The organism is Thermus thermophilus HB8 (genome assembly GCF_000091545.1).
GTDB lineage: Bacteria > Deinococcota > Deinococci > Deinococcales > Thermaceae > Thermus > Thermus thermophilus.
Window position 1 is genome coordinate 1,764,705 of record NC_006461.1, and the last position, 24,498, is coordinate 1,789,202.

The 24,498-nt window shown below is 70.1% G+C and carries 22 protein-coding genes, 1 tRNA gene, 1 other RNA gene and 2 pseudogenes; 10 read left to right on the forward strand and 16 right to left on the reverse strand.

All coding sequences use genetic code 11. The features are described 5' to 3' along the window. Positions 1-32: 32 nt before the first annotated feature. From TTH_RS09525 to TTH_RS09535, 3 genes are read right to left on the reverse strand one after another with little or no spacing between them, the layout of a single operon-like run. Positions 33-725 carry a gamma carbonic anhydrase family protein gene (locus tag TTH_RS09525; RefSeq protein WP_011173892.1) on the reverse strand — a complete coding sequence of 231 codons (693 nt, stop codon included), beginning with the start codon at positions 723-725 and terminating at the stop codon, positions 33-35. Next, on the reverse strand, positions 706-1,086 hold the full coding sequence (locus TTH_RS09530) for an NUDIX hydrolase (RefSeq protein ID WP_011228981.1): 381 nt from the start codon (positions 1,084-1,086) through the stop codon (positions 706-708). Before TTH_RS09530 ends, TTH_RS09525 begins: the two co-directional genes overlap by 20 nt. Beyond that, a complete protein-coding gene (locus TTH_RS09535) occupies positions 1,077-1,940 on the reverse strand; it encodes a DUF1028 domain-containing protein (RefSeq protein WP_011228982.1) in 864 nt (287 codons plus the stop codon). The genes TTH_RS09530 and TTH_RS09535 overlap by 10 nt, the downstream gene beginning before the upstream one ends. Positions 1,941-2,041: 101 nt before the next feature. On the opposite strand from TTH_RS09535, the pseudogene TTH_RS09540 reads away from it, so the two are divergent. Further along, positions 2,042-2,158, forward strand: a pseudogene (locus TTH_RS09540) (GTP-binding protein); the annotation flags it as partial. Positions 2,159-2,419: 261 nt separating this feature from the next. Here the strand turns inward: TTH_RS09540 and TTH_RS09545 are convergent. Beyond that, positions 2,420-3,097 carry a hypothetical protein gene (locus TTH_RS09545; protein WP_164926081.1) on the reverse strand — a complete coding sequence of 226 codons (678 nt, stop codon included), beginning with the start codon at positions 3,095-3,097 and terminating at the stop codon, positions 2,420-2,422. 30 nt (positions 3,098-3,127) lie between these two features. On the opposite strand from TTH_RS09545, the gene TTH_RS09550 reads away from it, so the two are divergent. Further along, a complete protein-coding gene (locus tag TTH_RS09550) occupies positions 3,128-4,393 on the forward strand; it encodes a replication-associated recombination protein A (protein ID WP_011228985.1) in 1,266 nt (421 codons plus the stop codon). Here TTH_RS09550 and TTH_RS09555 read toward each other — a convergent pair. Further along, complete coding sequence (locus tag TTH_RS09555) at positions 4,344-4,913, reverse strand: hypothetical protein (RefSeq protein ID WP_011228986.1); 570 nt, start codon at positions 4,911-4,913, stop codon at positions 4,344-4,346. The two genes, TTH_RS09550 and TTH_RS09555, sit on opposite strands and share 50 nt — an antisense overlap. A gap of 26 nt (positions 4,914-4,939) precedes the next feature. Next, entirely contained in the window at positions 4,940-5,725 is a 786-nt protein-coding gene (locus TTH_RS09560; RefSeq protein WP_011173899.1) for a carbohydrate ABC transporter permease, read from the reverse strand. A 29-nt stretch (positions 5,726-5,754) separates the two neighbouring features. Between TTH_RS09560 and TTH_RS09565 the strand changes: the two are divergent. Then, positions 5,755-6,933 (forward strand): annotated as a pseudogene (locus TTH_RS09565) (CaiB/BaiF CoA transferase family protein); the annotation flags it as partial. Positions 6,934-6,942: 9 nt separating this feature from the next. On the opposite strand, the gene ffs reads toward TTH_RS09565, so the two are convergent. Then, positions 6,943-7,037: signal recognition particle sRNA small type (gene ffs, locus TTH_RS09570), an RNA gene on the reverse strand. 19 nt (positions 7,038-7,056) lie between these two features. On the opposite strand from ffs, the gene TTH_RS09575 reads away from it, so the two are divergent. Both TTH_RS09575 and TTH_RS09580 read left to right on the forward strand, forming a co-directional pair. Continuing rightward, a complete protein-coding gene (locus tag TTH_RS09575) occupies positions 7,057-7,935 on the forward strand; it encodes an ABC transporter ATP-binding protein (protein WP_011228987.1) in 879 nt (292 codons plus the stop codon). Further along, positions 7,928-8,698 (forward strand): ABC transporter permease, encoded by a 771-nt coding sequence (locus TTH_RS09580; protein WP_011228988.1) that lies wholly within the window; start codon positions 7,928-7,930, stop codon positions 8,696-8,698. Before TTH_RS09575 ends, TTH_RS09580 begins: the two co-directional genes overlap by 8 nt. Here the strand turns inward: TTH_RS09580 and TTH_RS09585 are convergent. Beyond that, a complete protein-coding gene (locus tag TTH_RS09585) occupies positions 8,695-9,759 on the reverse strand; it encodes an aminopeptidase (RefSeq protein ID WP_011228989.1) in 1,065 nt (354 codons plus the stop codon). The two genes, TTH_RS09580 and TTH_RS09585, sit on opposite strands and share 4 nt — an antisense overlap. Positions 9,760-9,779: 20 nt before the next feature. On the opposite strand from TTH_RS09585, the gene TTH_RS09590 reads away from it, so the two are divergent. Continuing rightward, positions 9,780-10,802, forward strand: a complete 1,023-nt coding sequence (locus TTH_RS09590; protein WP_011228990.1) for an E3 binding domain-containing protein — start codon at positions 9,780-9,782, stop codon at positions 10,800-10,802. 7 nt (positions 10,803-10,809) lie between these two features. Here the strand turns inward: TTH_RS09590 and uvrB are convergent, their stop codons facing one another. The 3 genes from uvrB to TTH_RS11560 all read right to left on the reverse strand — a co-directional run bounded on the left by uvrB (position 10,810) and on the right by TTH_RS11560 (position 16,293). After that, complete coding sequence (gene uvrB / locus TTH_RS09595; protein WP_011228991.1) at positions 10,810-12,807, reverse strand: excinuclease ABC subunit UvrB; 1,998 nt, start codon at positions 12,805-12,807, stop codon at positions 10,810-10,812. 96 nt (positions 12,808-12,903) lie between these two features. Then, positions 12,904-15,690: an S-layer homology domain-containing protein gene (locus TTH_RS09600; protein WP_011228992.1), complete on the reverse strand. Its 2,787-nt coding sequence runs from the start codon at positions 15,688-15,690 to the stop codon at positions 12,904-12,906. Positions 15,691-16,107: 417 nt separating this feature from the next. Beyond that, positions 16,108-16,293 (reverse strand): hypothetical protein, encoded by a 186-nt coding sequence (locus TTH_RS11560; RefSeq protein WP_223966770.1) that lies wholly within the window; start codon positions 16,291-16,293, stop codon positions 16,108-16,110. Between TTH_RS11560 and TTH_RS09605 the strand changes: the two genes are divergently transcribed. The 4 genes from TTH_RS09605 (at position 16,235) to TTH_RS09620 (ending at position 19,910) form a co-directional block, all read left to right on the forward strand. Next, positions 16,235-16,882: a transposase gene (locus TTH_RS09605; protein ID WP_224065233.1), complete on the forward strand. Its 648-nt coding sequence runs from the start codon at positions 16,235-16,237 to the stop codon at positions 16,880-16,882. The genes TTH_RS11560 and TTH_RS09605 overlap by 59 nt on opposite strands. 347 nt (positions 16,883-17,229) lie before the next feature. Beyond that, positions 17,230-19,044 carry a glutamine--fructose-6-phosphate transaminase (isomerizing) gene (gene glmS / locus TTH_RS09610; protein WP_011228994.1) on the forward strand — a complete coding sequence of 605 codons (1,815 nt, stop codon included), beginning with the start codon at positions 17,230-17,232 and terminating at the stop codon, positions 19,042-19,044. A gap of 45 nt (positions 19,045-19,089) precedes the next feature. Further along, positions 19,090-19,165 (forward strand) — tRNA-Trp (locus tag TTH_RS09615). A gap of 46 nt (positions 19,166-19,211) precedes the next feature. Beyond that, positions 19,212-19,910 (forward strand): FAD-dependent oxidoreductase, encoded by a 699-nt coding sequence (locus tag TTH_RS09620; RefSeq protein ID WP_011228995.1) that lies wholly within the window; start codon positions 19,212-19,214, stop codon positions 19,908-19,910. Here TTH_RS09620 and mutY read toward each other — a convergent pair. The 5 genes from mutY to TTH_RS09645 are packed head-to-tail and all read right to left on the reverse strand — an operon-like array spanning position 19,827 to position 24,498. Then, entirely contained in the window at positions 19,827-20,804 is a 978-nt protein-coding gene (gene mutY / locus TTH_RS09625; protein WP_011228996.1) for an A/G-specific adenine glycosylase MutY, read from the reverse strand. The genes TTH_RS09620 and mutY overlap by 84 nt on opposite strands. Positions 20,805-20,806: 2 nt before the next feature. After that, a complete protein-coding gene (locus tag TTH_RS09630; protein WP_011228997.1) occupies positions 20,807-21,229 on the reverse strand; it encodes a CoA-binding protein in 423 nt (140 codons plus the stop codon). Continuing rightward, positions 21,226-22,071 (reverse strand): NAD+ synthase, encoded by an 846-nt coding sequence (locus TTH_RS09635; RefSeq protein ID WP_011173912.1) that lies wholly within the window; start codon positions 22,069-22,071, stop codon positions 21,226-21,228. Before TTH_RS09635 ends, TTH_RS09630 begins: the two co-directional genes overlap by 4 nt. Continuing rightward, positions 22,058-22,936 carry a carbon-nitrogen hydrolase gene (locus tag TTH_RS09640; RefSeq protein WP_011228998.1) on the reverse strand — a complete coding sequence of 293 codons (879 nt, stop codon included), beginning with the start codon at positions 22,934-22,936 and terminating at the stop codon, positions 22,058-22,060. The genes TTH_RS09635 and TTH_RS09640 overlap by 14 nt, the downstream gene beginning before the upstream one ends. Continuing rightward, positions 22,936-24,498 (reverse strand): 1,4-alpha-glucan branching protein, encoded by a 1,563-nt coding sequence (locus TTH_RS09645; protein WP_011228999.1) that lies wholly within the window; start codon positions 24,496-24,498, stop codon positions 22,936-22,938. Before TTH_RS09645 ends, TTH_RS09640 begins: the two co-directional genes overlap by 1 nt.

Consider the following 24,498-nt stretch of genomic DNA (forward strand, 5'->3'; position numbering starts at 1 on the left):
CCTTTCTTGCCCCCCGCTCTGTGGCCCCGGGCTCACTCGGGGGCGAGGAGCCCCTCCGCCAGAAGGGGCAAGGCCTCCTCCGGGTCCAGGGGAAAGCCCTGGGCCGCCCGCCTGAGGACCTCGAGGGCCTCCCGCCGCGTCCGCTTGAGCCTTAGGTGCACCTCGCTGAAGGGGTTCAGGGCGTCCTGGCCCCTCAGGGTGAGGCGGTAGCGCCGCGGGGGCGCCACGGGGAAGAGGGCCTTCCGGTAGCGCTCGGCAAGGGCCCGGTAGCGGGGGGCGTTCCCGGGAGGGTCTATGGGGCGCACCACCCGGGCCGGGACCCCGAGGGCGAGCCTCCCTTCGGGCACCTCCATGCCCGGCGGCACCACCGCCCCCGCCCCCACCACGGCGTTTTTGCCGATCCTCGCCCCGTTCAGCACCACCGCCCCCATGCCCACGAGGGCCCCTTCCTCCACCACCGCCCCGTGGACCACCGCCCGGTGGCCCACGGTGACCTCGGGCCCAAGGAGGCAGGGAAAGCCGGGGTCGGCGTGGAGGACGGCCCCGTCCTGGACGTTGGTCCCGGGGCCCACCACCACCCTTTCCAGGTCCCCCCGGACCACGGCGCCGAACCAGATGGAGGCCCCTTCCCCCACCTCCACCGCCCCCACCACATAGGCCCCGGGGGCGATGAAGGCCGTGGGGTGGACCGCAGGGGTCTTGTCCTCAAAGCGGTAGACGCTCAAGGGCCACCTCCAAAAGCCCCAGGTCCTCGGGGAAGGCGAGGAGGGCGCGGGCCTCCTCGGGGGAAAACCACCCCGCCCCGGTCATGCCCTCCTCCAGGCGGGGCGCCCCCTCCCCCCGCATGAGGAACCAGTGCACCTCCCGCTCTACCCCCTTGGGGTTGACGTAGCGGGTGGGGTAGAGGGGAAGGAGGACCTCGGCCCGGACCCCCGTCTCCTCCCAGACCTCCCGCACCGCCGCCTCCTCCAGGCTCTCCCCCGGCTCCGGGTGGCCCTTGGGGAAGACCCAGAAGCCCATGCGGTCGCGAAGGAGGAGGACCTCCCGTTTGGCGTTGAAGACCACGCCCCCGGCCCCTAGCTCCATCCGTACCTCCCCTTGAGGTAGCTTAAGGTGGCCTCGTCCACCTCGGGCCCGCCCCGGTAGCGCTCCTCCAGGTTCTCCATGCCGATCAGGGCCAAAAAGGCGCGCTCCGTGGCCTCGTCAAAGACCCCGTGGGCCTCCCCGGCGTAAAGCCCGAGGCGCCCGAGCACCCCCTGGAAAAAGCGCACCTCCTCCTCGGTGAGGGGGCGGCGCCCCTTGGGCCGTTCAAAGAGGAGGCGGTGGAGGGAGAGGAGCCGGAAGAGCTCGTCTATGGGCTCGGGGTGGTCGTCCACGCGGAGGTCCACGTACCGGTCCCAAAGCCCCCCGTACCCCTTTCCCTCCCCCACCACCAGGAGGGCGGCGGACTGCTTCCCCCGCCTGTCCCCTCCCGCCTCCTCCCCCGCCTTCAGGGCGAGGAGGAGCCTCTCGGGGAAGGGGGCCTGGGCGGTGAGGAAGGTCTCCACCATGGCCTCCACCACCTCGCTTCCCGAAAGGAGGTTTCCCTGGGCGGCGAAGCCCTTACCCGCCACCCCCCCGGCCCAGGGGTGGCACTCCGCCCCGGTGAAGGTGAGGCTCTCCCCCGTGGCCGCCACCAGGCCGAACTGGCGCTTCTCCAGCCCGGGGTCGGTGCGGCGGAAGGCCTCGAGGACCCCTTCCGGGCTCGCCCCCTGGCGGAGGAGGGCGAGGCCCTGGGGCCCGTAGCGGGGGTTGGCGTAGGACTGGGTGGCGATGGCCCCCACCCCCGCCTCGGCGAAGGGGACCACCGCCCCCACCGCCAAAAACTTGCTGGCCACGGCCACGCCCAGGTCCCCGGTCTTGGGGTCTTGGGCCACCAGGGAGAAGGTCGCCACCCGCATGCCCTTATCCTAAGGGCCTTCCCAGCGAGGGGATTGGTGCACCCATAACGTTGCCCTCATCGCCCACGTGGACCACGGCAAGACCACCCTGGTGGACGCTGGGCCCCATGCCCCAGACCCGCCTCGTCCTGCGCAAGGCCCTGGAGGCGGGGCTCAAGCCCATCGTGGTTCTGAACAAGGTGGACAAGAAAGAGGCCCGCCCCAACGTGGTCCTGGACCCCTCCCGGAGGAAGCGGCCGTTGGGCGGTAAAGGAAAATCGGGGGCGGCTTCCCCGCCCCCGGGCACCCTTAGGGCTACTCCTCTTCGCGCTCCCCGTAGGTTTCCAGGGCCTCTTTCCAGGCCTCGCTGATGGCTTTCCCCTGCTCCATGGTCCACCTCCCTAAGCCCCAGGGTAGGGGAAGCCCGAGGGAAGCCGGGGGCTCTAGGGGGTAGACCCGTACACCCCTTGTGGGTGTAGGGACGAGGAGGCTACACCGCTTCAGGACTGGAGGAGGGCCTCGGCCTCGAGGCGGGCGAGCACCTTCTCCAGGCTTCCCCCCCGCCAGCGCTCCACCGCGTAGGCCGAGAGGGGAAACCGGGCCTGGAGCCGCTTGAGGAGGCCCAGGGCGTCCTCGGGGCGGCCCCCCTGGAGGACGAGGAGGTACCCCCCCCGAAGCCTAAAGGCCAGATCCCCCCGCCTGAGCTCCGCCTCCAGCCTCTCGGGCGGGGCCTCCGTGGCCAGGTAGACGAGGACCAAGGGCCGCCTTAAGGCGAGCCCCTCCAGGGCCCCGGCGAGGCGCAGGAGGTCCTCCCGCGTCCCCACTCCCGGAAGGGGGGGAAGAAGGGGGGCCTCCCGCCCCGTCCCCAGGAAGAAGGCCACCCCCAGGGCCAAGGCCCCGAGCACCCCCCCAAGGGCGGCGTAGCCGGGGGGGTCAGACCCCACCAGGCGCAGGGCGCCTTCCAGGGCGCGCTCAAAGGCCAGAAGGCTGAGCCCCAGCACCAGGGCGAGCTGGACGGGAAAGGCCACGGGGAAGCGGGAGTAGAGGCTCGCCACGGCGGCAAGGAGTAAGGCGGCGAGAAGACCGCCCCACCCCGCCGTCCCCACGGGGTCCGCCACGGCCAGGGGGAGGAGGCCAAGGAGGAAGAACCCCCACGGCAAGAGGAAGAGCGCCCGCATTCTCCCCAAGCCTACCACAGGCCCTTTACCATGAGGGAAGTGGAACCCCTGGCCGAGCGCCTCAGGCCCCGAAGCTTAGACGAGGTCCTGGGCCAGCCCCACCTCACCGGCCCCCAGGGGCTTCTGAGGCGGATGCTGGAGGCGGGGCGGCTTTCCTCCATGGTCCTCTTCGGCCCCCCGGGCACGGGCAAGACCACCCTGGCCCGGCTCCTCGCCGAAGGGGTGGGGAGGCCCTTCCTAAGGCTCTCCGCGGTGGAGGCAGGGCTTAAGGAGGTGCGCCAGGCGGTGGAGGAGGCGAGGGCAAAGGGGGGCCTCGTCCTCTTCCTGGACGAGGTCCACCGCTTCAACAAGGCCCAGCAGGACGCCCTCCTCCCCCACCTGGAGTCGGGCCTCCTCACCCTCATCGGGGCCACGGCGGAAAACCCCGCCTTCGCCCTCGTCCCCGCCCTCCGCTCCCGCCTCCGCTTCTTCCCCTTGAGGCCCCTGGAGGAGGCCGACCTCCTCGCCCTCCTCAGGCGGGCCCTGGAGGACCCAAGGGGCCTTCCCGGCACGCCCTACGAGGAGGAGGCCCTAAGGGTTCTCGCCCAGGCGGCCGGGGGCGACGCCCGCTTCGCCCTGAACACCCTGGAGCTCGCCGCAAGCTTCGGCCGGGTGGACCTCAAGAGCGTGCGGGAGGCCCTGGGGGCGGAGCGCTTCGGCATGGACCGGGAAGGGGACCGGTTTTACGACCTGGTCTCCGCCCTCCACAAGTCCCTGCGGGGAAGCCACGTGGACGCCGCCCTCTACTACCTGGCGAGGCTCCTTCAGGGCGGGGCCGACCCCCGCTACCTCGCCCGCAGGCTCATCCGGGTGGCGGTGGAGGACGTGGGCCTCGCCGACCCCCTGGCCCTCCGCCTCGCCGTGGCCGCCAAGGAGGCCTACGAGGCCCTGGGAAGCCCGGAAGGGGAGCTCGCCCTGGTGGAGGCCGCGGTCTACCTGGCCCTGGCCCCCAAGAGCAACAGCCTCTACGCCGCCTGGAAAAAGGCCCAGGAGGCGGCCAAGGCCCACCCCGAGGCCGAGGTCCCCCTGAACCTGAGAAACGCCCCCACCGGCCTCGCCCGCGCCCTGGGGCACGGGGAGGGGTACGCCTACTACCACGAGGACAAGGAGGGAAGCTTCGCCCAGAGGTACCTCCCCGAGGGCCTGGAAGGCCTCACCCTCTTTGAGGCCACGGGGGAGGGGTGGGAGGAGCGGGTGCGGGAAAGGCTTAAGGCGCTTCGGGAGCGGTTCCAAACCGCCAGGCGGCGGAGAGGCTGAAGAGGACCCCGCTCATCCCCGGCGCGCCCAAGGCCCCCACCTCCGCCACCCAGCCCCCGCCGTAGACCCCCGCGGAAAGCTGGTAGGCCAACCCCCACTCCCCTCCCAGGACCCCGAGGAGGTGAAGCCTGGGCGAGAGGTAGTAGCCTCCCCCGCCCAGGATGACCCCCCCGTCCAGGACCACGGGCACCCCCCAGCTCCAGTCCGCCACCTCGCCCAGGGCGGGCGGGAGGGTGAGGCCCGCGTCCAGGGCCACCCCCGGGGCCAGGCCCACCTTGACCCCGCCCCGGAGGCCCCACTGGAGGGAGAGGTTGTACTCCAGGGTCCCGTCCCCCTCGGCGTGGGCCAGGTAGGGCAGGAGGAGGACGGGCGACTGGCCGCCAAAGGGGTTCGGCATCAGGGTCGCCCCCAGGGAGAACTCCGCCCCCCGGGCGGGCTCCGGGGGGCGCAGCATGGCCACGGGGAGGCAGCCGGGAAGGACCAGGGCGAGCGCCAACGCCAGGGCGCGCACGGCCTTCACCTCCTTTCCTAACACCTTTAGTGTAGCTACCCCTTTAGCCCTTCCTCAAAGGTGGCCACCACCCGCCGCTCAAAGAGGAGGTAGAGGAGGGCGATGGGGAGGACGCTGAGGAGGGCCGCCGCCGAGAGGAGGCCCCAGTCCGTGGGGTACTTGCGCTGCAGGTCCGTGAGCCAGGTCTGGAGCGTCCAAAGCCCCGGGTCGGAGACCACCACCCGGGGGTAGAGGACCAGGTTCCAGTGGGCGGCGAAGGCCAAAACCCCGGCCGCCACCAGGGTGGGGCGCACCAGGGGGAGGAGGATGCGGAAGAGGAGGACCCGGTGCCCGGCCCCGTCCAGCTTGGCCGCCTCCAGAAGCTCCTCAGGCACGGCCCGCATGCCCTGGTAGACGAGGTAGATGACGAAGGGGCTCGCGGCGAAGGGCAGGAGCAGGGCCCAGAAGGTCTCCAGCAGGGAGAGGTCTTTCAGGACCCCGTAAAGGGGCACGAGGAGGAGCTCCGCCGGGATCGCCATCAGGACCAGGTAGAAGGGGAGAAGCCCCAGGCCCGCCCTCAGGGCGTAGGCGGCGAAGAGGGCGGTGAAAAGCTCCAAGGCCACCGCCCCAGAGGACACCCCCAAGGAGAAGAGGAGGCGTCCCCAGAAGCCCTCCCGGGCCAGGGCCCGCACGTTCTCCAGGCTGAAGCCCACCCGGGAGAAGAGCTCCCCCGAGTACACCGCCTCCTTGGGCATGAAGGCGGCGTAGGCCATCCAGAGGAAGGGGAGGAGGACGGCAAGGAGCACCGCAAGCGCCAAGGCGTGCCGGAGGAAGCGGCCCACCCCCCCACTATACCGCGTAAGATGCCCCTATGAAGCCCCTTTCCGGCCTCAAGGTCCTGGACCTCTCCCGGGTCCTGGCGGGGCCCCTCTGCACCATGATCCTGGCGGACCTCGGGGCGGAGGTGGTCAAGGTGGAGCCTCCCTGGGGGGACGAGACCCGGGGCTGGGGCCCGCCCTTCGTGGAGGGGGAGAGCGCTTACTTCCTCGCGGTGAACCGGGGAAAGCGGAGCGTGGCCTTAGACCTCAAGCGCCCAGAGGGCCAGGAGGCGGTGCGCCGCCTCGCCCAGAAGGCGGACGTCCTGGTGGAGAACTTCAAGACGGGGGACCTCAGGCGCTTCGGCCTGGACTACGAGAGCCTAAAGCCCTTGAACCCCCGCCTCATTTACCTCTCCATCACGGGCTTCGGCCACACCGGGCCCAGGGCCAAGGAGCCCGGCTACGACGCCGCCCTCCAGGGCTACACCGGGATCATGTCCGTCACGGGCGAGCCCGAAGGCCCCCCCATGAAGGTGGGGGTGGCCTGGATTGACGTGATGACGGGGATGATGGGGGCCTTGGCCGTGCTCGCCGCCCTCTGGGAGCGGGAGCGAAGCGGCCTCGGCCAGCACATAGACCTCTCCCTCTTTGACGTGGGGCTTTTCGCCCTGGCGAACCTGGGGGAAAGCTTCCTCCTCACGGGAAAGCCCCCAAAAAGGCTCGGCAACGCCCACGCCCAGATCGTCCCCTACGGGGCCTTCCCCGCGGAGGACGGCTGGCTCGTCCTGGCGGTGGGCAACGACGAGCAGTTTGCGAGGCTCTGCCAGGTGGTGGGGCTTCCCGACCTCGCCCGGCGCTTTCCCACGAACGCCCTCCGGGTGGAGCACCGGGAGGAGGTGGTGGAGGCCCTTTCCCGGGCCCTTAAGGCCCGCTCCCGGGCCCACTGGCTGGAAAGGTTCAAGGAGGCGGGCGTCCCCGCCGCCCCCGTGAACGACCTGAAGGAGGCCTTCCAGGACCCCCAGGCGAGGGCGCGGGGCGCGGTCTGGACCCTCCCCCATCCCCTCCTGGGCGCCCTCCCCACCCTGGCCAACCCCTTGCGCTTCCTCTCCCGGACCCCCGCGGGGCCAGGCCTTCCCCCGCCCCTCCTTGGGGAGCACACGCGGGAGGTCCTCCTCGAGGCGGGCTACACCCCGGAGGCGGTGGCGGACCTGGTCCAAAGGGGGATCGCCAAGGAAGCGCCCCCGGCTTCCCAGCGGCGCCCGGACCGAGGCGCTTAGGGCTGCTTCCTTCCGGACCTGACCCGGTTCACGCCTGGCCCGCCGCGCTGGACCGGGGGCTCGGGTAGTATAGCACCCATGGAAGCCCTGAGGCTAGAGGGCGTGAGCAAGCGCTACGGGCGGAGGCCCGTCTTGGAGGGCGTGAGCCTCTCCGTCCGCCCGGGGGAGGTCTACGCCCTGGCGGGGCCCAACGGGAGCGGCAAGACCACCCTCATCCGCCTGGCCACCGGCCTCGCCTTCCCCACGAAAGGCCGGGCCTTCCTCCTCGGGGAGGACGTCCACAAAAGCCCCGCCGCCCGCCGCCACCTGGGGGCGGTGGTGGAGGCCCCGGCCGCCTTTTACCCCTACCTCACGGGCCGGGAGAACCTCAGGATGCACGCCCGGCTCTCCGGGGTGGAAGACGAGGCCCGCATCGGCGAGGTCCTCGCCCGGCTCAAGCTCCTGGCGGTGGCCGACCAGAAGGTGGAGGGGTACTCCCTGGGGCAGAGGCAGCGCCTGGGCCTGGCCGCGGCCATCCTCCACCGCCCCAAGGTCCTCGTCCTGGACGAGCCCACCTCCGGCCTGGACCCCGAGGGGGTGGAGCTCGTCCACCGCCTTCTCCAGGAGCTGGCCCGGGAAGGGGTGGCCATCCTCCTCTCCACCCACCACCTCCAGGAGGTGGCCCGCTACGCCCACAGGGTGGGGATCCTGGGCGGGGGAAGGCTTCTGGACGAGGTGGTCCTCTCCGGGAAGGAGGCCTACCGGCTGGAGGCGGAGCCCCTGGAGGGGGCCCTCGCCCTCCTCAAGACCCTGCCCCAGGTGGCCTCGGCCCGGCTCCAGGGGCGGAGCGTGGTCTTTGAGGGGGAGCCGGAGGCCGCCCTCCGCGCCCTCCTGGCGGAGGGCTACCGGGTGAGGGCCCTCGCCCCCCACCGCTTTGACCTCTTGGACTACTACCAGGAGAGGGTGCGGCATGTTTAGGCTCGTGCGCTTTGAGGTCTACAAGCTCTTCCGGCTCCGCTCGGTGCGGCTCGGCCTCCTTTTCGCCCTCCTCCTCCCCTTCCTCTGGGCCCTGGCCCCGGGGCTCAAGGAGGCCTACGGCCTGGTCCTGGCCTCGGGGTGGCAGGTGGTGTCCTTAAGCCTCCTCGCCGGGATGGAGTTCCTCTTCCCCTTCCTCGTGGTGGTGGCGGCGAGCGAGACCCTGGGAAGCGAGGTGGCCCAGGGCACGCTGAAAAGCCTCCTCCTAAGGCCCCTCTCCCGGACCCACCTCCTCCTCGCCAAGCTCTTCGCCGTCCTCCTCTACCCCTTCGTCCTCCTGGGGGCGAGCTTCCTCGGGGGGGTGCTCGCGGGGATGCCCTATGGGCTTGGGGCCTTCTACGGCGGCACGGGCCTCGGGGAAGGGGGGTTCGCCGGGGCGGGGCTTCTGAGCCCCCAGGGGGCCCTCGCCGAGCTCCTGAGGGCCCACCTCCTCGCCGGGGCCGTGCTCCTTCCCCTCGCCTCCTTGGCCCTCCTCTACGGGACCGTCTTCCTCTCCACCACGGCGAGCGCCCTGGCCGCCGTGGCCACCCTCCTCCTCATGCGCCTCCTCGTGGCCTTCCCCGCCCTCACGCCCTTCCTCCTCACCACCTATTTGGACCTCTACCTGCGGCCCGAGGCCGTAGGGCTTGGGCTACCCCTCCTCCTCCTCTACACCCTGGGCTTCGCCCTCCTCGCCGCCTTGGTCTTTGAGCAGAAGGACCTCTAGAGGAAGCGCCCGGCCTCCAGCAGGGGGGTCCCGTCCAGGAGGAGCCGCCCTTCCCTCAAGGAGAGGACCAGGTCCCAGTGGAGGGCGCTTTCGTTCCGTCCGCCCGCCTCCGGGTAGCTCCGGCCCAGGGCCAGGTGGACGGTGCCCCCCATCTTCTCGTCCAGGAGGACGAGGCCCGTGGGCCGGTCCAGGGCGAAGTTGGTGCCAATGCCCACCTCGCCAAGCCGCCGGGCCCCCTCGTCCGTGGCCAGGGCCGCTTGGAGGTAGGCCTCCCCCGCCTCCGCCCGGGCCTCCACCACCTGGCCCCGGGCAAAGCGGAGGTACACCCCCTCCACCCGCCTTCCCCCAACGAAGGCGGGGAGGTTGAAGCGCACCTCCCCCTCGGCGGAGTCCTCCACGGGGCCGGTGAAGACCTCCCCCGAGGGCATGTTGCGCCGGCCGTCGGAGTTCACCCAGGTGCGCCCCGCCACGGAAAGCCTCAGGTCCGTGCCGGGGGCCAGGATGCGGAGCTCCTTCGCGGCGGAAAGCCTCCGGATAAGCCCCTCCTGGAAGCGGGAGAGCTCCTGCCAGGCGGCCACGGGGTCCTCCCGGTCCAGGAAAAGGGCCCTCTCCAGGTAAGCCCGGAACTCCTCGGTGCCCATCCCCGCCCCCACGGCGTAGCCCACCGTGGGGTAAAGGGTGAGGGCCCAGCGCTTCCCGAGGCGGATCTCCTGGAGAAGGCGCCAGGCCCGCTGCCTGCGCAGGGCCAAGGCGGGGTCCACCGCGGCTGCCTCCAGGGGGTTCTCCGCGGAGAGGACGCGCAGGAACTTGTCCGCCCGCTGGTAGAGGGCGAGCTCCGCCTCCGGGACCTCCTCTAGCCAGCGCCCGCCGAAGAGGAGGAAATCCCGCTCCTCCCCGGGGTAGCTCAGGCGGATGAGGGGGTAAGCGCCCCGGCGCAGGAGGGCCCGCTTCAGGTGGGGAAGGAGGGGGAGGGCCGGGGTTTCCGCCTCCACGAGGACGGTCTCGCCGCTTTGGGCCTCGAGGCAGTACGCCGCCAAAAGCTCAGCGAAGCGCGCTTCCACCCTGCTATCATAGGACCAAGATGGAAGAACCCAAGATCACGCCCCTGGCCCGGCGCCTGGCGGAGGAAAACGGCATAGACTGGCGGAAGCTTCAGGGCACGGGCCCCGACGGGCTCATCGTGGAGCGGGACATCCTGGCCTACCTGGCCAAGGTCATGGCCGGGGAGGTGGACCTCCCCCCCCAGCCCGAGGCCCCGCCCCCGCCCCCCAAGGAGGAGGAACTGAAGCGGGCCCAGGAGGTCCTGGGCCGGGAAGGGGTGGACCTCGCCGAGGTGATCCCCCAGGAGCCCGAGCCCACCCCCCCGCCCCTCACCTTGGAGGAAGAGGAGCTGGACTTCCCCGAGGTGGAGCTGGACCTCTCCTTAGAGGAGGAAGAGGTCCTCTTGGCGGAGGAGCCGGAGGCCGTGCCCCTCGAGGCCTGGGAGGAGGAGAAGCCCCCCGTGGAAGCCCCCCAGGAGCCCCAGGAGGAGGCCTGGGAGGAGGACCTCCTCCTCGCCGAGGAGCCCTCCCCGGCCCCGGAGGAGGCGCCCCCGGCCCCAGAACCCCTCCCCCCCTGGCCCCAGGCCCAGGCGGAGGAAGGGATCGCGGCGGCCCCCGTGGCCCCTCCCCCGGCCCCCCTCACGCTCCTCCGCGTCCACCGCAGGCGGGTGGCCCTCGAGGCCCTGGAGGAGGCCGTGGCCCTCTTCCATCGGGTCCACGGGGTGCCCAAGACCCCCCTCCCCTTCCTCCTCCGGGCCGCGGAGCGGGCCCTCGCGGAGCTGGAAATCCCCTTGCGGCCCCTCGTGGGCCAGGTGGAGGGCGAGGAGGTGCGGGGGCTTAAGCCTTCCCCGAGCTTCCTCGCCCTCTTCCGGGAGGCGGGCGGGGAGGAAGGGGAAGGTCTCCTCTGCTTCCACGGGGAGGAGGAGGTGCACACCGGCCGCCCAAGCCTCTTCCTCTCCCCCGAAGGCCTCCTCGCCGCCTCGGGGCTGGAAGCCCCCCTGGCGAGGAAGCTCCTGGAGCGGGTGGCCCTCTACCTGGAAAACCCCCTCCTCCTCCTGGCCTAGGGGCGCTTCACCTCCGCTTCCGCTTCCGCCCCCCGGGGACGGGCTCAGGGGCCCTTACGCCCTGGAGGCGGGCCTCGAGGGCCCGGATCTCGTCCCTAAGCCTCGCCGCCCGCTCAAAGTCCAAAGCCTCCGCCGCCTGCCACATGGCAAGCTCCAGCTCGGCGATCCTCTCCCTCAGGTCCTCCCCGGAGAGGTCGGCCTCGAGGGGGGCCTCCTCGTAGCCCTCGGGGCGGATGACGGCCCTAACCTCCTTCCGCACCGTCTCCGGGGTGATGCCGTGCTCCAGGTTGTAGGCCTCCTGGAGGGCCCTTCTCCGGTTCGTCTCCTCTATGGCCCTCTGCATGGCCTCGGAGACCCGGTCGGCGTAGAGCCAGACCTCGCCCCTGGCGTTCCTCGCCGCCCGGCCGATGGTCTGGATGAGGCTCCGCTCGCTTCTAAGGAAGCCCTCCTTGTCCGCGTCCAGGATGGCCACCAGGGAGACCTCGGGGATGTCCAGGCCCTCCCGGAGGAGGTTGATCCCCACGAGGCAGTCGTAGTGGCCAAGCCTCAGGTCCCGGATCAGGGCCTGGCGCTCAAAGGCGTCCAGCTCGTGGTGGAGGTAGCGCGCCCTTATCCCGTGCTCCACCAAAAAGCTCGTGAGCTCCTCGGCCATGCGCACCGTGAGGACCGTGACCAGGGTGCGCTCGCCCCTTGCCGCCCTCTCCCGGATCCCCTCCATGAGGTCCAGGATCTGGTTCTCCGTGGGCTTGACCCGCACCAGGGGGTCCAATAGCCCCGTGGGCCGGATGATCTGCTCCACCACGCGCCCCGAATGCGCTAGCTCAAAGGGCCCCGGGGTGGCGGAGACGAAGACCACCTGGGAAACCCTCTCCAAAAACTCCTCAAAGCGAAGGGGGCGGTTGTCCAACGCCGAGGGGAGGCGGAAGCCGTAGTCCACCAGGGTCTTCTTGCGGGCGTAGTCCCCCCGGTACATCCCCTGAAGCTGGGGCACGGTCACGTGGGACTCGTCCAGGAAGACCAGGAAGTCCTCGGGGAAGTAGTCCAGGAGGGTGTAAGGAGGTTCCCCTGGGGCCTTCCCCGTGAAGTAGCGGGCGTAGTTCTCCACCCCGGGGCAGGTGCCCATGACCCTTAGCATCTCCAGGTCGTAGAGGGTGCGCTCCTTGAGGCGCTGGGCGTAGAGAACTTCCCCTCTTTCCTCAAAGTAGCGGACCCTCTCCCAGAGCTCCTTCTCAATCTCCTTCAGGATCTCCTCAAGGCCTTCCGGGGAGAGGTAGTGGGTGGCGGGAAAGAGGACAAACCCGGGAAGCTCCCGAAGCCGCTCCCCGGTGACGGGGTGCACCTGGGAGATGCGCTCCACCTCGTCGCCAAAGAGCTCCACCCGGATGGGCTCGGTCTCGTAGGCGGGGAAGATCTCCAACACCTCCCCCTTCGCCCGGAAGCGCCCCGGGGAAAGGTCTATGTCGTTCCGCTGGTAACCGAGTTCCAGGAGGCGCTCCAAAAGGACCTCCCTGGGGTAGGGCTTGCCCCTTTCCACCACCAGGTTCCTGGCCCTGTACTCCCTCGGGTCCCCGAGGCCGTAGATGGCCGAGACCGAGGCCACCACGATCACGTCCCGCCGCGTGAGGAGGCTTCGGGTGGTGGAGTGCCTTAAGCGCTCAATCTCGGGGTTGATGGAGGCGTCCTTCTCTATGTAGAGGTCCTTCCCCGGGACGTAGGCCTCGGGCTGGTAGTAGTCGTAGTAGCTGATGAAGTACTCTACAGCGTTTTCCGGGAAGAGCTCCCTAAACTCCGCCGCAAGCTGGGCCGCGAGGATCTTGTTGGGGGCGAGGACCAAAGCGGGCCTTCCCAGGGCCTCAATGACCTTGGCCATGGTCACCGTCTTCCCCGTGCCCGTGGCCCCGAGGAGGGTGACGAAGCGCTCCCCGTCCCTCAAGGCCTCCACGAGCCCGGCGATGGCCTTGGGCTGGTCCCCCTTGGGGCTTGGCCCCCGGTAGCGGAAGGTCATCCTCACCCAGTATAGGGGCCCCCTCGCCTCCCCAAAGGAAGGGGGAGAACAAAAACCCCCGCCCCCTTTGGGGGGGCGGGGGCGGGACCGCCAGGGTTAGAACTTCACGGTGTAGCTGATCTTGAAGCCCCGGCCGAAGTTGGGGTTGGTCCCGTTGAGGTCATCCAGGACGAACTCCCCGTAGGCCACGGTGAGGTCGTAGTACTTGGCCTCAATGTAGAAGCCGTCCAGCTTGCCCGCCTGGGTGCCCGGAGTGGCCAGCCAAGGAGCAGCGATGGGATCGGGGCTCCGGTAGACCCGGTCGCGGGCGAAGTTGAAGGCCTGGTTGCCGGACCCCACCACGGGGAGGCCGGTGCCGGCAAGCTGATCGCCCTCGTAGTGGGCGTAGGCCACGCTGAAGTTGAGCTTGGGGGCCAGGAAGTCCTGGAGCTTCACCCCGGCGCGGTAGTAGAGCTCGTAGGTGGTCACGTTGGAGGGGTTGTTGGTGTACTGCGTCCGGCGGTAGGAGACCGCCCCGTCCAGGCTGAGACCGAAGAGGAGGGGATCGGTGGAAACCTGGACCCCGCCCTTCAGGGTGGTGTAGGTCGGGGCGCTACCCGCACCAGCGAAGCTGTGGTAGCGGAAGCCCGGGGAGAGGCTCAGGATGGCCAGCTTGAAGGGCTTGGCCAGGTCGGCGTAGACCTGGATGTCCGTGTGGCCGGAGACGTAGTAGGTGGCGTACTGGGCGGTGAGGTTGAGGGTGGGGATTAGGGCGTCCTCGGCCTTGCCGTCGTGGGCCACCCGCACGCCCCAGCTGGAGGAGTACTTCTGGTTCTCAATGGTGTAGTAGTAAGTCACACCCGGAGCAATGGCGTCCACAGCGGTGGTAAGGGAGAAGTAACCGTTACCACCGGTGTAGGCGGCGTTGTAGAAGCCCGTCAGGCTGAATCCCCGGAAGGACCCCAAGGTAGCGGCCACGCCCCAAGCGTCGTTGACGCTGCCCGGAGCCAGGTTGTAGTCCCCCTCGCTCTCGGCGTAGCCCTTGAGGGTAACGGGGCCGAAGCCCACGCTGGCGGAGACGCCCAGGCCGCGGGTGTCCGCCCCGTAGGGAGCGCCTGCCTTCTCACCGCCGTAGTAGGTGGTGTCCTCGTTCTCGGACATGCCCGCCTGGCCGTCGGCGTACTGCGGGTCCACGGCGTGGTAGTTGGCGGAGAGGGAAAGAGGCCCGAGCTTCGCCTCGGCCTGGGCGTAATACGCCCAGTCGGAGAGGGTGTTGTCAAAGAAGTCGGCGAAGGGGCTCCCGGGGGTCTGGGAGGAGACCCAGAGGCCGGAGAGCTTGGCGGGGCCGAGCTCCAGCCCGCCGTCCACGCCAATGGCGGAGCGGTTGCCCAGGTTGGTGGCGTAGTTCAGGGCCAGGTTGAGGGCGGAGAAGGGCTTGACGGCGGTGCGGATGCCGAAGTAGTTGCCGTTTAGGGCAGGAGCAGTATCCTTAGTAGCATCAGGTCCGGCCACCCCGGCCACCACGGTCACCTCGGGGGCAAGGGGGAACTTGGTGGCGGAGAAGGTGGCCACCATACCCTGGCGGGGGTTGGCCGGCTCAGAGTCGTTGTCGTTGGCGAAGAGGTAGTCGTTGAACTTGAAGCTGCTCACCGCCCGGCTGTAGACCACGCTGAAGGCCTGGCCGTCCACGTTGCCCTTGACGCTCGCGGCGTTGAGGCGGATGGTGGGAGCAGAGGTGTAAGCGGTCCCGAAAGCCGCGGGCACCTGGAGGGTGGCGCTGGCCTCGGAGACGTTCACCCCGCTCGTGCCGGGCTGGGCCACCTTCACGCCGAAGGTGAGGGAAGCGGAGCCCCCCGAGATGTTGCCCTGGTTGCTGTCCCCCGCCTGGACGCTGGAGGAGAAGGAGCCGTAGGTCCCCGTGGAGAAGGCGTTGCCCGGGAAGAGGCGGTCAATGTCAAAGTTGGTGCCGGTGTCGGTCACCACCGTGCCGTAGGTGGCGGAGAGGCTACCGGAGATGGAGTAGCGCACCTTGTTGAGCTCGGCCACCTGTTCTTCCAGCTTGGAGACCTTGTCGGAGAGGCCCACCAGGTCGGAGCGCAGGGCGGCGGCGAACTCCTGGACGGCGGCCACGTCCTCCTTGGTGGCGAACTGCTCCAGGTCGGGGAGCTCCTGGCCGCCGGAGACCATCTTCTCCAGGGCGGTGACCCGGTCCTGGAGGGAGAGGACGTCCTGGTTCAGGAGGACGGCGAGCTCGTTCAGGGCCTGGATGGCGTCGGCGTTGGCCTCCACCTGGCTCCTAAGCCCGGCCAGGTCGCCCTTCACGCCCTCCACGTCCTGAGCCAGGGCGTCCAGCCGCTCGGCGAGCTGCTGGGCCTGGGCGAGGGCGGTGTCGGCGGCGATGGAGGCGGCCTCCACCCGGTCCATGAGGTCCTTAAGGGCCGCCTGGTCCATGCCGGGCTCGGGCATGGGCTGGGCCTTGAGCTCGGCGATCATCGCCTCGAGGCGGGCGATGTCCTCCTTGGTGGCGGCGCTGTCCTCCAGGGCGGAGACCCGCACGCCCAGGGAAGCGAGCTCGGCGGCGAGCTCCTGGACGGCGTTCTTCAGGGCCTCGAGGTCCTCGGGGGCCAGGGCCTCCATGGTGGGGGAGGTGCCCTGGGTCTTCAGCTCCTCCTCAATCTGCTGCAAGAGCCGGTAGATGAGGAGGGCCGCCTGGTAGCGGGTGAGGTTCTCGTTGCCCCGGAAGGTGCCGTCCGGGAAGCCCAGGATGATGCCCTTGGCCGCCAGGGCCTCCACGGCCTCCTTGGCCCAGTGCCCGGCGGGCACGTCGGAGAACTGGGCCAGACCGAACCCCATGGAGAGGACGGTCAAGAGCCCTGCCAGTAGTGTGACCAGCCTTTTCTTCATATGCCTCACACCCCCTTAAGGGTCGTGGGCGGGAACCCGAGACGGGCGAGTTGCCGCGTTTCCTCTCCGACCAGGTCCGCCCGGTGCGGGGAAAACCCCCCGAAAAGGAGCCCTTTTTCCCCGCATCCGGCGCTATCATAAAAACCTCACGCGCCCTTGTCAAGCGGTCGGGGGCTTGCCTTGCAAAGGTCAGGAGGACGGGTGTATATCTCTCTCCTGATGGGCAAGCGAGGCTTCCTTCGCAGGGAGGCAAGCCCCAAGGAGGTCCTGGAACACTGCCTGCGCCTGGCCCGGGAGGTGGCCCCTCCCACCCCCAAAGGCAAGCGGGGCCGCCCCTGGCGCTACAGCCACGCCCTTTACCTGGCCCTCCTTCTCTTCCGCGCCTTCTTCCACCTCACCTACCGCGAGACGGAGGCCTCACTCCAGGACCTGATGGAAGGCCCCTTCCCTTCCCACCAGTCCCTGGCCCGCTACGCCCTCAAGCACCTGGACCCCAAACTCCTTGAGGCCCTCCTGGAGAGGCTTTCCCGGGAACTGGAGGCCCATCTCGCCCCGGAGTCCTCGCCGGAAGGCGAAGCGGCTTCGGACGAGGCGCCGGCACACCTGGCGGCGCTTTCCCCCCCTCTACCTCATGGACACCACGGGGCTGGCCTACCGGAGCAAGGACCGGCTTCTCCGCTTTCGTCGGGGGAAGGAGGTGCGGCGGGTGCGGGGGCACGCGCGGCTTCTGGCCCTGATGCGGTGGGATAGGGAGAGGCGGCTCTTGTGGCCCTGGGGTGGAGTGGTGGGGGAGGGCTACGCCCCGGACCCCCGGCTTGGGGGGGAGGTGCTGAGGCGGTTTCCTCCTTCCCGGGGGTGGCTTTTGGCGGACGCGGGGTTTGACGGGAAGGAGGTGTGGGGGGTTTTGGGGGAGGCGGGGGTGCGGCCGGTGATCCGGCTTCGGGGCGGGGGCGAGGCCAGGGAGGAGGCGCGGGTGCGGGCGCGGGAGGGGTGGGACCCCGAGGTGTACCGGTTTCGCGGGGTGGTGGAGGGGGTGTTTGGGGGGATGAAGACGCGGCTGGGTGGGGGGTACCTTTGGGAGCGGAAGCCTTGGACGGCCATGGCGCGGGCGCTTTTGGAGCTCATCGCCTACGGCCTTAGGGTTCTTCTCTCCCTTCTCCCGCCCCCTCCGGGGTACAAGGCGATTTACTAGGCAAGCCCAGCGGTCGGGCCTTAAGGTTTCTGTTATACTCCCCCCGGGAGGGAGGTGGGAGGCGGAAAGACGCGTCGGTGGAAGGCGGGAAGCGCAGGGGGCCATTGGCCTCACGAGGTGGCGGACCCCGCGAAGGGGATAACCGGCTTCGGCCGGGAAAGATCGAGGAATCCGCGGATGCCGCCCGGGGTGTGCCCGCCCCGCCCGCCTGCGAAAAGCCCCGAGGGAAAGCCGGCCCCGCGAGGGGCGGACAACCGAGGGGCAGGGCGTATCCAGAGGGAAACCGCCGGGAAGAAGGCGCAGCCCTTGGGGGCTTCGGCCCCTTCCCGGTGGCCTTTTGAGGCCATATGTGCGGGATCGTAGGCTACGTAGGTTTTAGGAACGCGACGGACGTGCTTTTGGACGGGCTCCGGCGCCTGGAGTATAGGGGGTACGACTCCGCCGGCATTGCGGTGCGGACCCCGGAGGGCCTCAAGGTGGTGAAGCGCTCGGGGAAGCTCTCCGCCCTGGCAGAGGCCGTGGGGAAGACGCCCCTCCAGGGGGCCTTGGGCATCGGCCACACCCGCTGGGCCACCCACGGGGCCCCCACGGACCCGAACGCCCACCCCCACACCACGGAGGACGGGAGGATCGCCCTCATCCACAACGGCATCTTTGAGAACTACCTGGAGCTCAAGGAGGCCCTGGAGGCCCGGGGGCACCGCTTCCGGTCGGAGACGGACACCGAGGTCCTCGCCCACCTCCTGGAGGAAACCTACCGAGGCGACCTCCTTGAGGCCCTGCGGGAGGCCCTCAAGGCGGTGCGCGGGGCCTACGCCGTGGTGGTGGCCCACGAGGACCACGAGGAGATCGTGGCCGCCCGCACGGTGAGCCCCCTGGTGGTGGGCCTGGGGGAGGGGGAGAACTTCCTGGCCTCGGACGTGCCCGCCCTCCTCCCCTACACCCGCCGGGTCCTCTTCCTGCACGACGGGGACGTGGTGCGCCTCACCCGGGAGGGGGTGGAGATCACCGACCTGGAGGGCAGGCCGGTCCAGAGGGAGGCGGTGGAGGTGGACTGGACCCTGGAGGCCGCCGAGAAGGGGGGCTTCCCCCACTACATGCTGAAGGAGATCTACGAGCAACCCTGGGTCCTGGAGAACACCCTGGGCGGGCGCCTGAGGGAGGAGGAGGGGACCGTGGAGCTCGGCCTCGCCCTGGACCCACGGGAGGTGGACCGGGTCCACGTCATCGCCTGCGGAACGGCGAGCTACGCCGGGCTTTACGGGAAGTACCTCCTGGAGACCCTGGCCCGCCTCCCCACCGAGTGGGACGTGGCCAGCGAGTACCGCTACCGCGACCCCGTGGTGGACTCGAGGACCCTCGCCCTCGCCATCAGCCAGTCGGGGGAGACCATAGACACCCTGGAGGGCCTGAGGGAGGCCAAGCGCAAGGGGGCCCGCTCCCTCGGGGTCATCAACGCCAAGGGGAGCACCCTGACGCGGGAGGTGGAGGACGTCCTCTACATCCACGCCGGGCCGGAGATCGGGGTGGCCTCCACCAAGGCCTACACGGCCATGCTCGCGGCCATGGCCCTCCTCGCCGTCTGGTTCGGCCGGGGCCGGGGCGCCCTCGCCCTCGAGGAGGCCCAACGCCTCCTCCGGGAGATGCGCCGCCTCCCCAGGCTCGTGGAGGAGGTCTTGGAGAAAAGGCCCCTCGTGGCCCACGTGGCCGAGAAGTACCACCAGGCCCGGGACTTCCTCTTCCTGGGGCGGCACGTCCAGGCCCCCACCGCCTACGAGGGGGCGCTGAAGCTCAAGGAGATCAGCTACATCCACGCCGAGGCCTACCCCGCCGGGGAGATGAAGCACGGGCCCATCGCCCTCATTGACGAGCACCTCCCCGTGGTCGTCCTCGCCACCAAAGGCCCCCTCTACGAGAAGACCCTCTCCAACATCCAGGAGGTGCGGGCCCGGGGCGGGAAGGTGATCGCCATCGCCACCGAGGGGGACGAGGAGATCCCGAGGCTCGCCCAGGACGTGATCTACGTCCCCGAGGTCCACCCCCTCCTCGCCCCCATCGTGAGCGTGGTCCCCCTCCAGCTCCTCGCCTACGAGATCGCCGTGCTCCTGGGGCGGGACGTGGACCAGCCCCGCAACCTGGCCAAGAGCGTGACCGTGGAGTGAGGCTTGGCCTTCCCGCCGGGGGTGTGCTATGATCCCCCTTGGCGGGGGCCGTTAGCTCAACTGGCAGAGCACCGGTCTCCAAAACCGGGGGTTGGAGGTTCGAGTCCTTCACGGCCCGCCAGGCTTTCCCCTGGGCCCCAAGGGCCCAGGGGTTAGGCTTTTAGCGTATGGCGGCGTACCAGGTCCTCATCGTGGGGGCAGGGTTCTCGGGGGCCGAGACCGCCTTCTGGCTCGCGCAAAAGGGGGTGCGGGTGGGCCTCCTCACCCAAAGCCTGGACGCGGTGATGATGCCCTTCCTGCCCCCCAAGCCCCCCTTTCCCCCGGGAAGCCTTCTGGAAAGGGCTTACGACCCCAAGGACGAGCGGGTCTGGGCCTTCCACGCCCGGGCCAAGTACCTCCTGGAAGGGCTTAGGCCCCTCCACCTCTTCCAGGCCACGGCCACGGGGCTTCTCCTGGAGGGAAACCGGGTGGTGGGGGTCAGGACCTGGGAGGGCCCCCCGGCCCGGGGGGAGAAGGTGGTGCTCGCGGTGGGGAGCTTCCTCGGGGCGAGGCTTTTCCTGGGCGGGGTGGTGGAGGAGGCGGGAAGGCTTTCCGAGGCGAGCTACCCCGACCTCCTGGAGGACCTTTCGCGCTTGGGCTTCCGCTTCGTGGAACGGGAGGGGGAGGTTCCGGAAACCCCCTCCACCCCCGGCTACCGGGTGCGCTACCTGGCCTTCCACCCCGAGGAGTGGGAGGAAAAGACCTTCCGCCTCAAGCGCCTGGAAGGGCTATACGCCGTGGGCCTATGCGTCCGGGAGGGGGACTACGCCCGCATGAGCGAGGAGGGGAAGCGCCTTGCGGAGCACCTTCTCCATGAGCTTGGGTAGGGGCCTCTTCCAGGGGTCCTCCCCCTCCCCTTCCCAAAGGGCCCCCCGCACCTCCACGCGAAGCCTCCGGTGGGTGAGGGCGTGGCGCACCTCGCCTAGGGGCCTAGACCTCACCCCGAAGGCCGCCTCCCGCCCGGGAAGCTCCTCAGGGGGAAAGAGGGGGACGCCGTAGAGGCCCTGGAAGCGCCCCTCAAGCCTTTCCAGGTGCACCCCCTTCCGCCCGAGGAGGACGAGGGCGACGAGGCGCTCCTCCTTCGCCCGGCGCTTCCTGGGCGCGGGGTAGCGCCCGGGGGCCTCCTTCCCCCGGCAGAAGGCCCCTAGGGGGCAGGCCCCGCAACGGGGCCGTTTCGGCAGGCAGACCGTGGCCCCGAGCTCCATGAGGGCCTGGTTCCACACCCCCGGGTCCACGCCCTCGGGGAGGAGGCCCTGGGCGAGGGCGAAAAGCTCCTTCTCCTTGGGGCTTTCCCGGGCGAAGAGGCGGGAGAGGACCCTCCGGACGTTCCCGTCCACCGCCGCCACCCGCTCCCCGAAGGCGATGGAGGCCACCGCCGCCGCGGTGTAAGGCCCGAGACCAGGAAGCCCCCGAAGCTCGGCGAAGCTCGGGGGAAGCTCCTCCACGCTTCGGGCCAGGCGGTGGAGGTGTTCCGCCCGCCGGTAGTAGCCCGCCCCCTGCCAGACCCTAAGGACCTCTTCCAGGGAAGCCGCGGCCAGGGCCTTCAGGGTGGGAAAGCGCTCCAGAAAGCGGCGGTAATAGGGGAGGGCCTGCTCCACCCGGGTCTGCTGCAGAAGGACCTCGGAGACCAGGACGCGGTAAGGGTCCTTCTCCCCCCGCCAGGGGAGGGGGCGGGCGTTTTCCCGGTACCAGGCGAGGAGGGCTTTCCGCCAGGCCTCCACGGCTAGAGGGGAAGGGGCCCCCGGAAGAGGCGCTTGTGCTCCACCATGAGGCAGCGGTCGGCCACCACGGGGATGCCCGCCTCCTTCAGGGCCTTTTCAAACTCCGGGTGGCGGATCCCCGACTGGAGCCAGACCAAACCGGGCCTCAGGGCGAGGACCTCCGGAAGGTGGTCCATGAGGGCGGAAGGGGGACGGAAGACGTCCAGGATGTCCACGGGCTCCTTCAGGTCCAAGAGGCTCGCCACCGCCTCCTCCCCGAAAAGCTCCTCCCCCTGGAACCTGGGGTTCACGGGGAGGACGCGGTAGCCCTGTTCCCGGAGGTATCTGGGCACGTAGTGGGCGGGGCGGGAAGGGTCCTTGTGGGCCCCGAGGACGGCGATGGTCTTGGCCTGGCTCAGATAAGCTCTGAGTTCCTGGTCGTTCATGGCCGGTAGTCCAAGGGCCTCAGGTAGAACTCCCCGATGGCGGTGGAAGAAAGTAGGGCCACCGTGGGCAGGGCCCTCTTCCAGTGGGTGCGGTTCACCCGCTCCTTCACCCGCCTAAGCTCCTCCTCGGTGAAGCCCAGGCCCAGGATGTACTGGTCGGAATAGCCCTTCAGGTAGTGCTCCAGGATCACGTCGGCCCGGAGGTAGCGCAACCCCAAATCGGCCTCGTCCGTCTGCCCGGGGATGAGGTCGGCGGTGGGGGGCTTCCTCACCACCTCCTCCGGCACCCCGAGGTGCTCGGCGAGCCGCCAGACCTGGGTCTTGTAGAGGTCTCCCAGGGGGTTCACGGGGGGCGTGTCGTCCCCGTGCCAGGTGAAGTAGCCGAAAAGCCTTTCCGTCTTGTTGCCCGTGCCCAAGGGGAGGGCCCTGTAGGCCTCGGACTTGTCAAAGAGGACGATCATCCGCGCCCGGGCCATGACGTTTCCCTTGCGGTGGGGGGTGAGGTCCGGGGTGAGGGCGGCGTAGCCCTCCACCATGGGGGTGATGTCCACCTCCTCCAGGGCGACGCCGAAGGTCTCGGCCACCAGGTAGGCGTGCTCCCGGGAGGTGGGGCTACTCTCCCGGTGGGGCAGGAAGAGGGCGTGGACCCTCTCCGCCCCCAAGGCCCGCACCGCCAAGGCCAGGGTGGTGGCCGAGTCCACCCCGCCGGAGACGGCCACGATGGCCTTCTCGTAGCCCCGCCAGGAAAGCTCCTCCCGGATAAACCGGGTGAGGAAGTCCGCCACCAGGGGCCAGTTGAGTTCCAGGACCTCCTGGGCTTTGGGCGCTTCAAGTATCCGCATCCCGCCTCCCTAAGACCCTTTGCAGGTCGGAAAGAAGCAGGGGCAGGCCCGCCTCGAGGTCGGAGAGGAGGGGGCTGTCGTAGCGCACCGGGGGGATCCGCTCCCGGTCCAAGGCGAAGAGAAGGGCCGCCTCCTCAAAGAGGGGGGCCTCGGCCAGGACCCGCCCGTCCGGCCCCACCACCAGGCTTCCCCCGCTCATCCCCTTCCCCCCCTCAAACCCCACCAGGCTCGCCACCACCACATATAGCCCGTGCTCCGCCGCCACCGCCTGGGCGAGGGTGCGCCAGCGGGCCACGTTCTCGGGATACCCCCCCTGGAAGCCCCGGGCCGGGCTCGCCGAAGGGACATAGATCACCTCGGCCCCGTCCAGGGCGGCGATGGTGGCGGTGATGGAGTGCCAGAAGTCCTCGCAGATGAGAAGGGCCGCCCGGCCGAACCGGGTCCTAAAGGCCTCCACCCGCCTCCCCCGGGCCAGGTAGCGCTCCTCGTCAAAGACCCCGTAGGTGGGGAGGAAGACCTTGCGGTGGACGTGGACCACGCGGTGGGGAAGCTCCAGGTAGGCGGCGCTGTTGTAGTAGGCCCCCTCGTCCCGCTCGTAGAAGCCCACCACCACGTCCAGAACCCCTTCCCACCCCACCTTCTCGTAAACGCCCACCAGGAGCTCCAATAGCTCGTGGCGGGTGAGGGCGAGCTCCCTTACCCCCCCCTGGAGGAAGTAGCCGGTGAGGGCGGCCTCGGGCAGGACCACCACCTGGGGGGCGTGGGGGCGGAGGGCCTCGAGGCGGGCCCTAAGCCGGGCCAGGCTCTCCCTAAGCCGGCTCTTCTCGGGGCGGAACTGGAGGACGGCGTGGCGCACCTCTCCCATCACGCCTCCCGGAAAAGGTAGAGGCGGGGGTCGGCCTCCGGGAAGGGATTGTCCCGCTCCTCCAAGGCCCTAAGCTCCTCGGGGGAGGCCCCCTTGAGGAGGTGGAAGAAGGCCCGGGCGTGCTCCTCGTACCGCTCCCGCGCGTAGGCCTCCGCCTGCCCCGTTTCCATGAGGAAGGGCCAGTCGGAGGCCTCGAGGAGCAAAAGCTCGCGCATGGCCTGGCGCAACACCCCCTCGGGGAGGACACCCCGGCGCGCCGCCTCCCGCATGGCCCCCTCCGCCCGATAGACCTTTTCCCAGTAGTCCAGGGTCTTCTCGTTGAGCCAGACCCGGTGGTCCCCGCCCCGGCCCCAGGAGCCCTCGGGGAGGGCGGTCCGCACCGCGGGGCCCTGCACCGCCTCCCGGGCGGTCACGGGCCGGACCTTGGGGTTCTGGGCGAGAAGCCTCAGGACGGCCTCGAGCCAGGCCACCCCCTCGTACCACCAGTGGCCGAAAAGCTCGGCGTCGTAAGGGGAGAGGATAACCCCCTCGGGGTGCCGCCCGGCGAGGCGCTCCAGGAGGCCCACGAAGTGGCGGGCGTGCTCTTCCGTCTTGGCGAAGGCCGCCTCCGGGTCGTAGGGGGCCTTCTCCGCGAGGTCGGCCTTGCGGTGGGTCACCCGCCAGTGGTGGAGGCCGGAGAGGGGGTCCTTGCGGTGGAACTCCCGGTAAAGCCCCTCCCCCGGGTAGCCATAGTCGGCGCTCCACACCTGGAGGGTGGTCTCCGGGTTGCGGGCGAGGACCCTAAGGCCCGACTCCAGCTCGTGGACGTGGTAGGTGGCCTCCTGGCTCTCCACGGGGCCCAAGGCGGCCTCCCCGTAAGGGGAGAGGGGCTCGCCCCCCTGGACCAGGTGGGCGTCCACAAAGGTGTAGCGGATCCCGGCCCGCATCAAAAGCTCGTCCACCCCGGGCCTCACCCCCTCCGGGGGGCCTTCCACGGGGGGCTTCCAGGGCCCTTTGGGCCGGTAGGCCATCTCCGGGAGCCAGAAGCCCGTGGGGTCCTTGGCGAAGTGGCGGCGGTAGGTGCTGACCCCGGTCTTGATCTGGGCCCAGAGGGCCTCGTCGTAGCCGAGGAGAGGGGAGTAGCCGTGGGTGGCGTTGGAGGTGATGAGCTCCACCTGCCCCCCCTCCTCGGCCTTGCGGAAGGCGGCGACGAGATCCCCGGAAAGCCTCTGGAAGTGGTCCAGGGTGAGCTCCCAGAAGGCCACCTGGTGCCGGGCGCTGGCCTCGAGGGCCGTGCCCCGGTAGCGTTGGTAGTCGCCCTGGGCCCTCTCCAGGCGGTCCTTGGCGTAGGCCCAGAACCCCTCCTTGATCCGGGCATCGGCGAGCTGCTCCGCCAGGATCGGGGTGATCCCCAGGGTGAAGGGGGCTTCCACCCCCTCGGCGCGAAGCCGCTCCAAGACCCGGATGAGGGGGAGGTAGGTCTCGGCCATGGCCTCGTAGAGGGTCTCCTCCCCGAAGGGCCACATCCCGTGGGCCCGCACGTAGGGGAGGTGGGCGTGGAGGACCAGGGCGAAGCGCGCCAT

Bases quoted from the DNA above. Each gene is read 5' to 3' on its own strand.
- TTH_RS09535 (WP_011228982.1), bottom strand. From the start codon at position 1,940: ATGCGGGTGGCGACCTTCTCCCTGGTGGCCCAAGACCCCAAGACCGGG.
- uvrB (WP_011228991.1), bottom strand. From the start codon at position 12,807: ATGACCTTCCGCTACCGGGGGCCAAGCCCCAAGGGGGACCAGCCCAAG.
- TTH_RS09630 (WP_011228997.1), bottom strand. From the start codon at position 21,229: ATGAACGACCAGGAACTCAGAGCTTATCTGAGCCAGGCCAAGACCATC.
- TTH_RS09530 (WP_011228981.1), bottom strand. From the start codon at position 1,086: ATGGAGCTAGGGGCCGGGGGCGTGGTCTTCAACGCCAAACGGGAGGTC.
- TTH_RS09645 (WP_011228999.1), bottom strand. From the start codon at position 24,498: ATGGCGCGCTTCGCCCTGGTCCTCCACGCCCACCTCCCCTACGTGCGG.
- TTH_RS09590 (WP_011228990.1), top strand. From the start codon at position 9,780: ATGGAAGAACCCAAGATCACGCCCCTGGCCCGGCGCCTGGCGGAGGAA.
- TTH_RS09600 (WP_011228992.1), bottom strand. From the start codon at position 15,690: ATGAAGAAAAGGCTGGTCACACTACTGGCAGGGCTCTTGACCGTCCTC.
- TTH_RS09620 (WP_011228995.1), top strand. From the start codon at position 19,212: ATGGCGGCGTACCAGGTCCTCATCGTGGGGGCAGGGTTCTCGGGGGCC.
- TTH_RS09580 (WP_011228988.1), top strand. From the start codon at position 7,928: ATGTTTAGGCTCGTGCGCTTTGAGGTCTACAAGCTCTTCCGGCTCCGC.
- TTH_RS09545 (WP_164926081.1), bottom strand. From the start codon at position 3,097: ATGCGGGCGCTCTTCCTCTTGCCGTGGGGGTTCTTCCTCCTTGGCCTC.
- TTH_RS09550 (WP_011228985.1), top strand. From the start codon at position 3,128: ATGAGGGAAGTGGAACCCCTGGCCGAGCGCCTCAGGCCCCGAAGCTTA.
- TTH_RS09640 (WP_011228998.1), bottom strand. From the start codon at position 22,936: ATGGGAGAGGTGCGCCACGCCGTCCTCCAGTTCCGCCCCGAGAAGAGC.
- glmS (WP_011228994.1), top strand. From the start codon at position 17,230: ATGTGCGGGATCGTAGGCTACGTAGGTTTTAGGAACGCGACGGACGTG.
- TTH_RS09575 (WP_011228987.1), top strand. From the start codon at position 7,057: ATGGAAGCCCTGAGGCTAGAGGGCGTGAGCAAGCGCTACGGGCGGAGG.
- TTH_RS09635 (WP_011173912.1), bottom strand. From the start codon at position 22,071: ATGCGGATACTTGAAGCGCCCAAAGCCCAGGAGGTCCTGGAACTCAAC.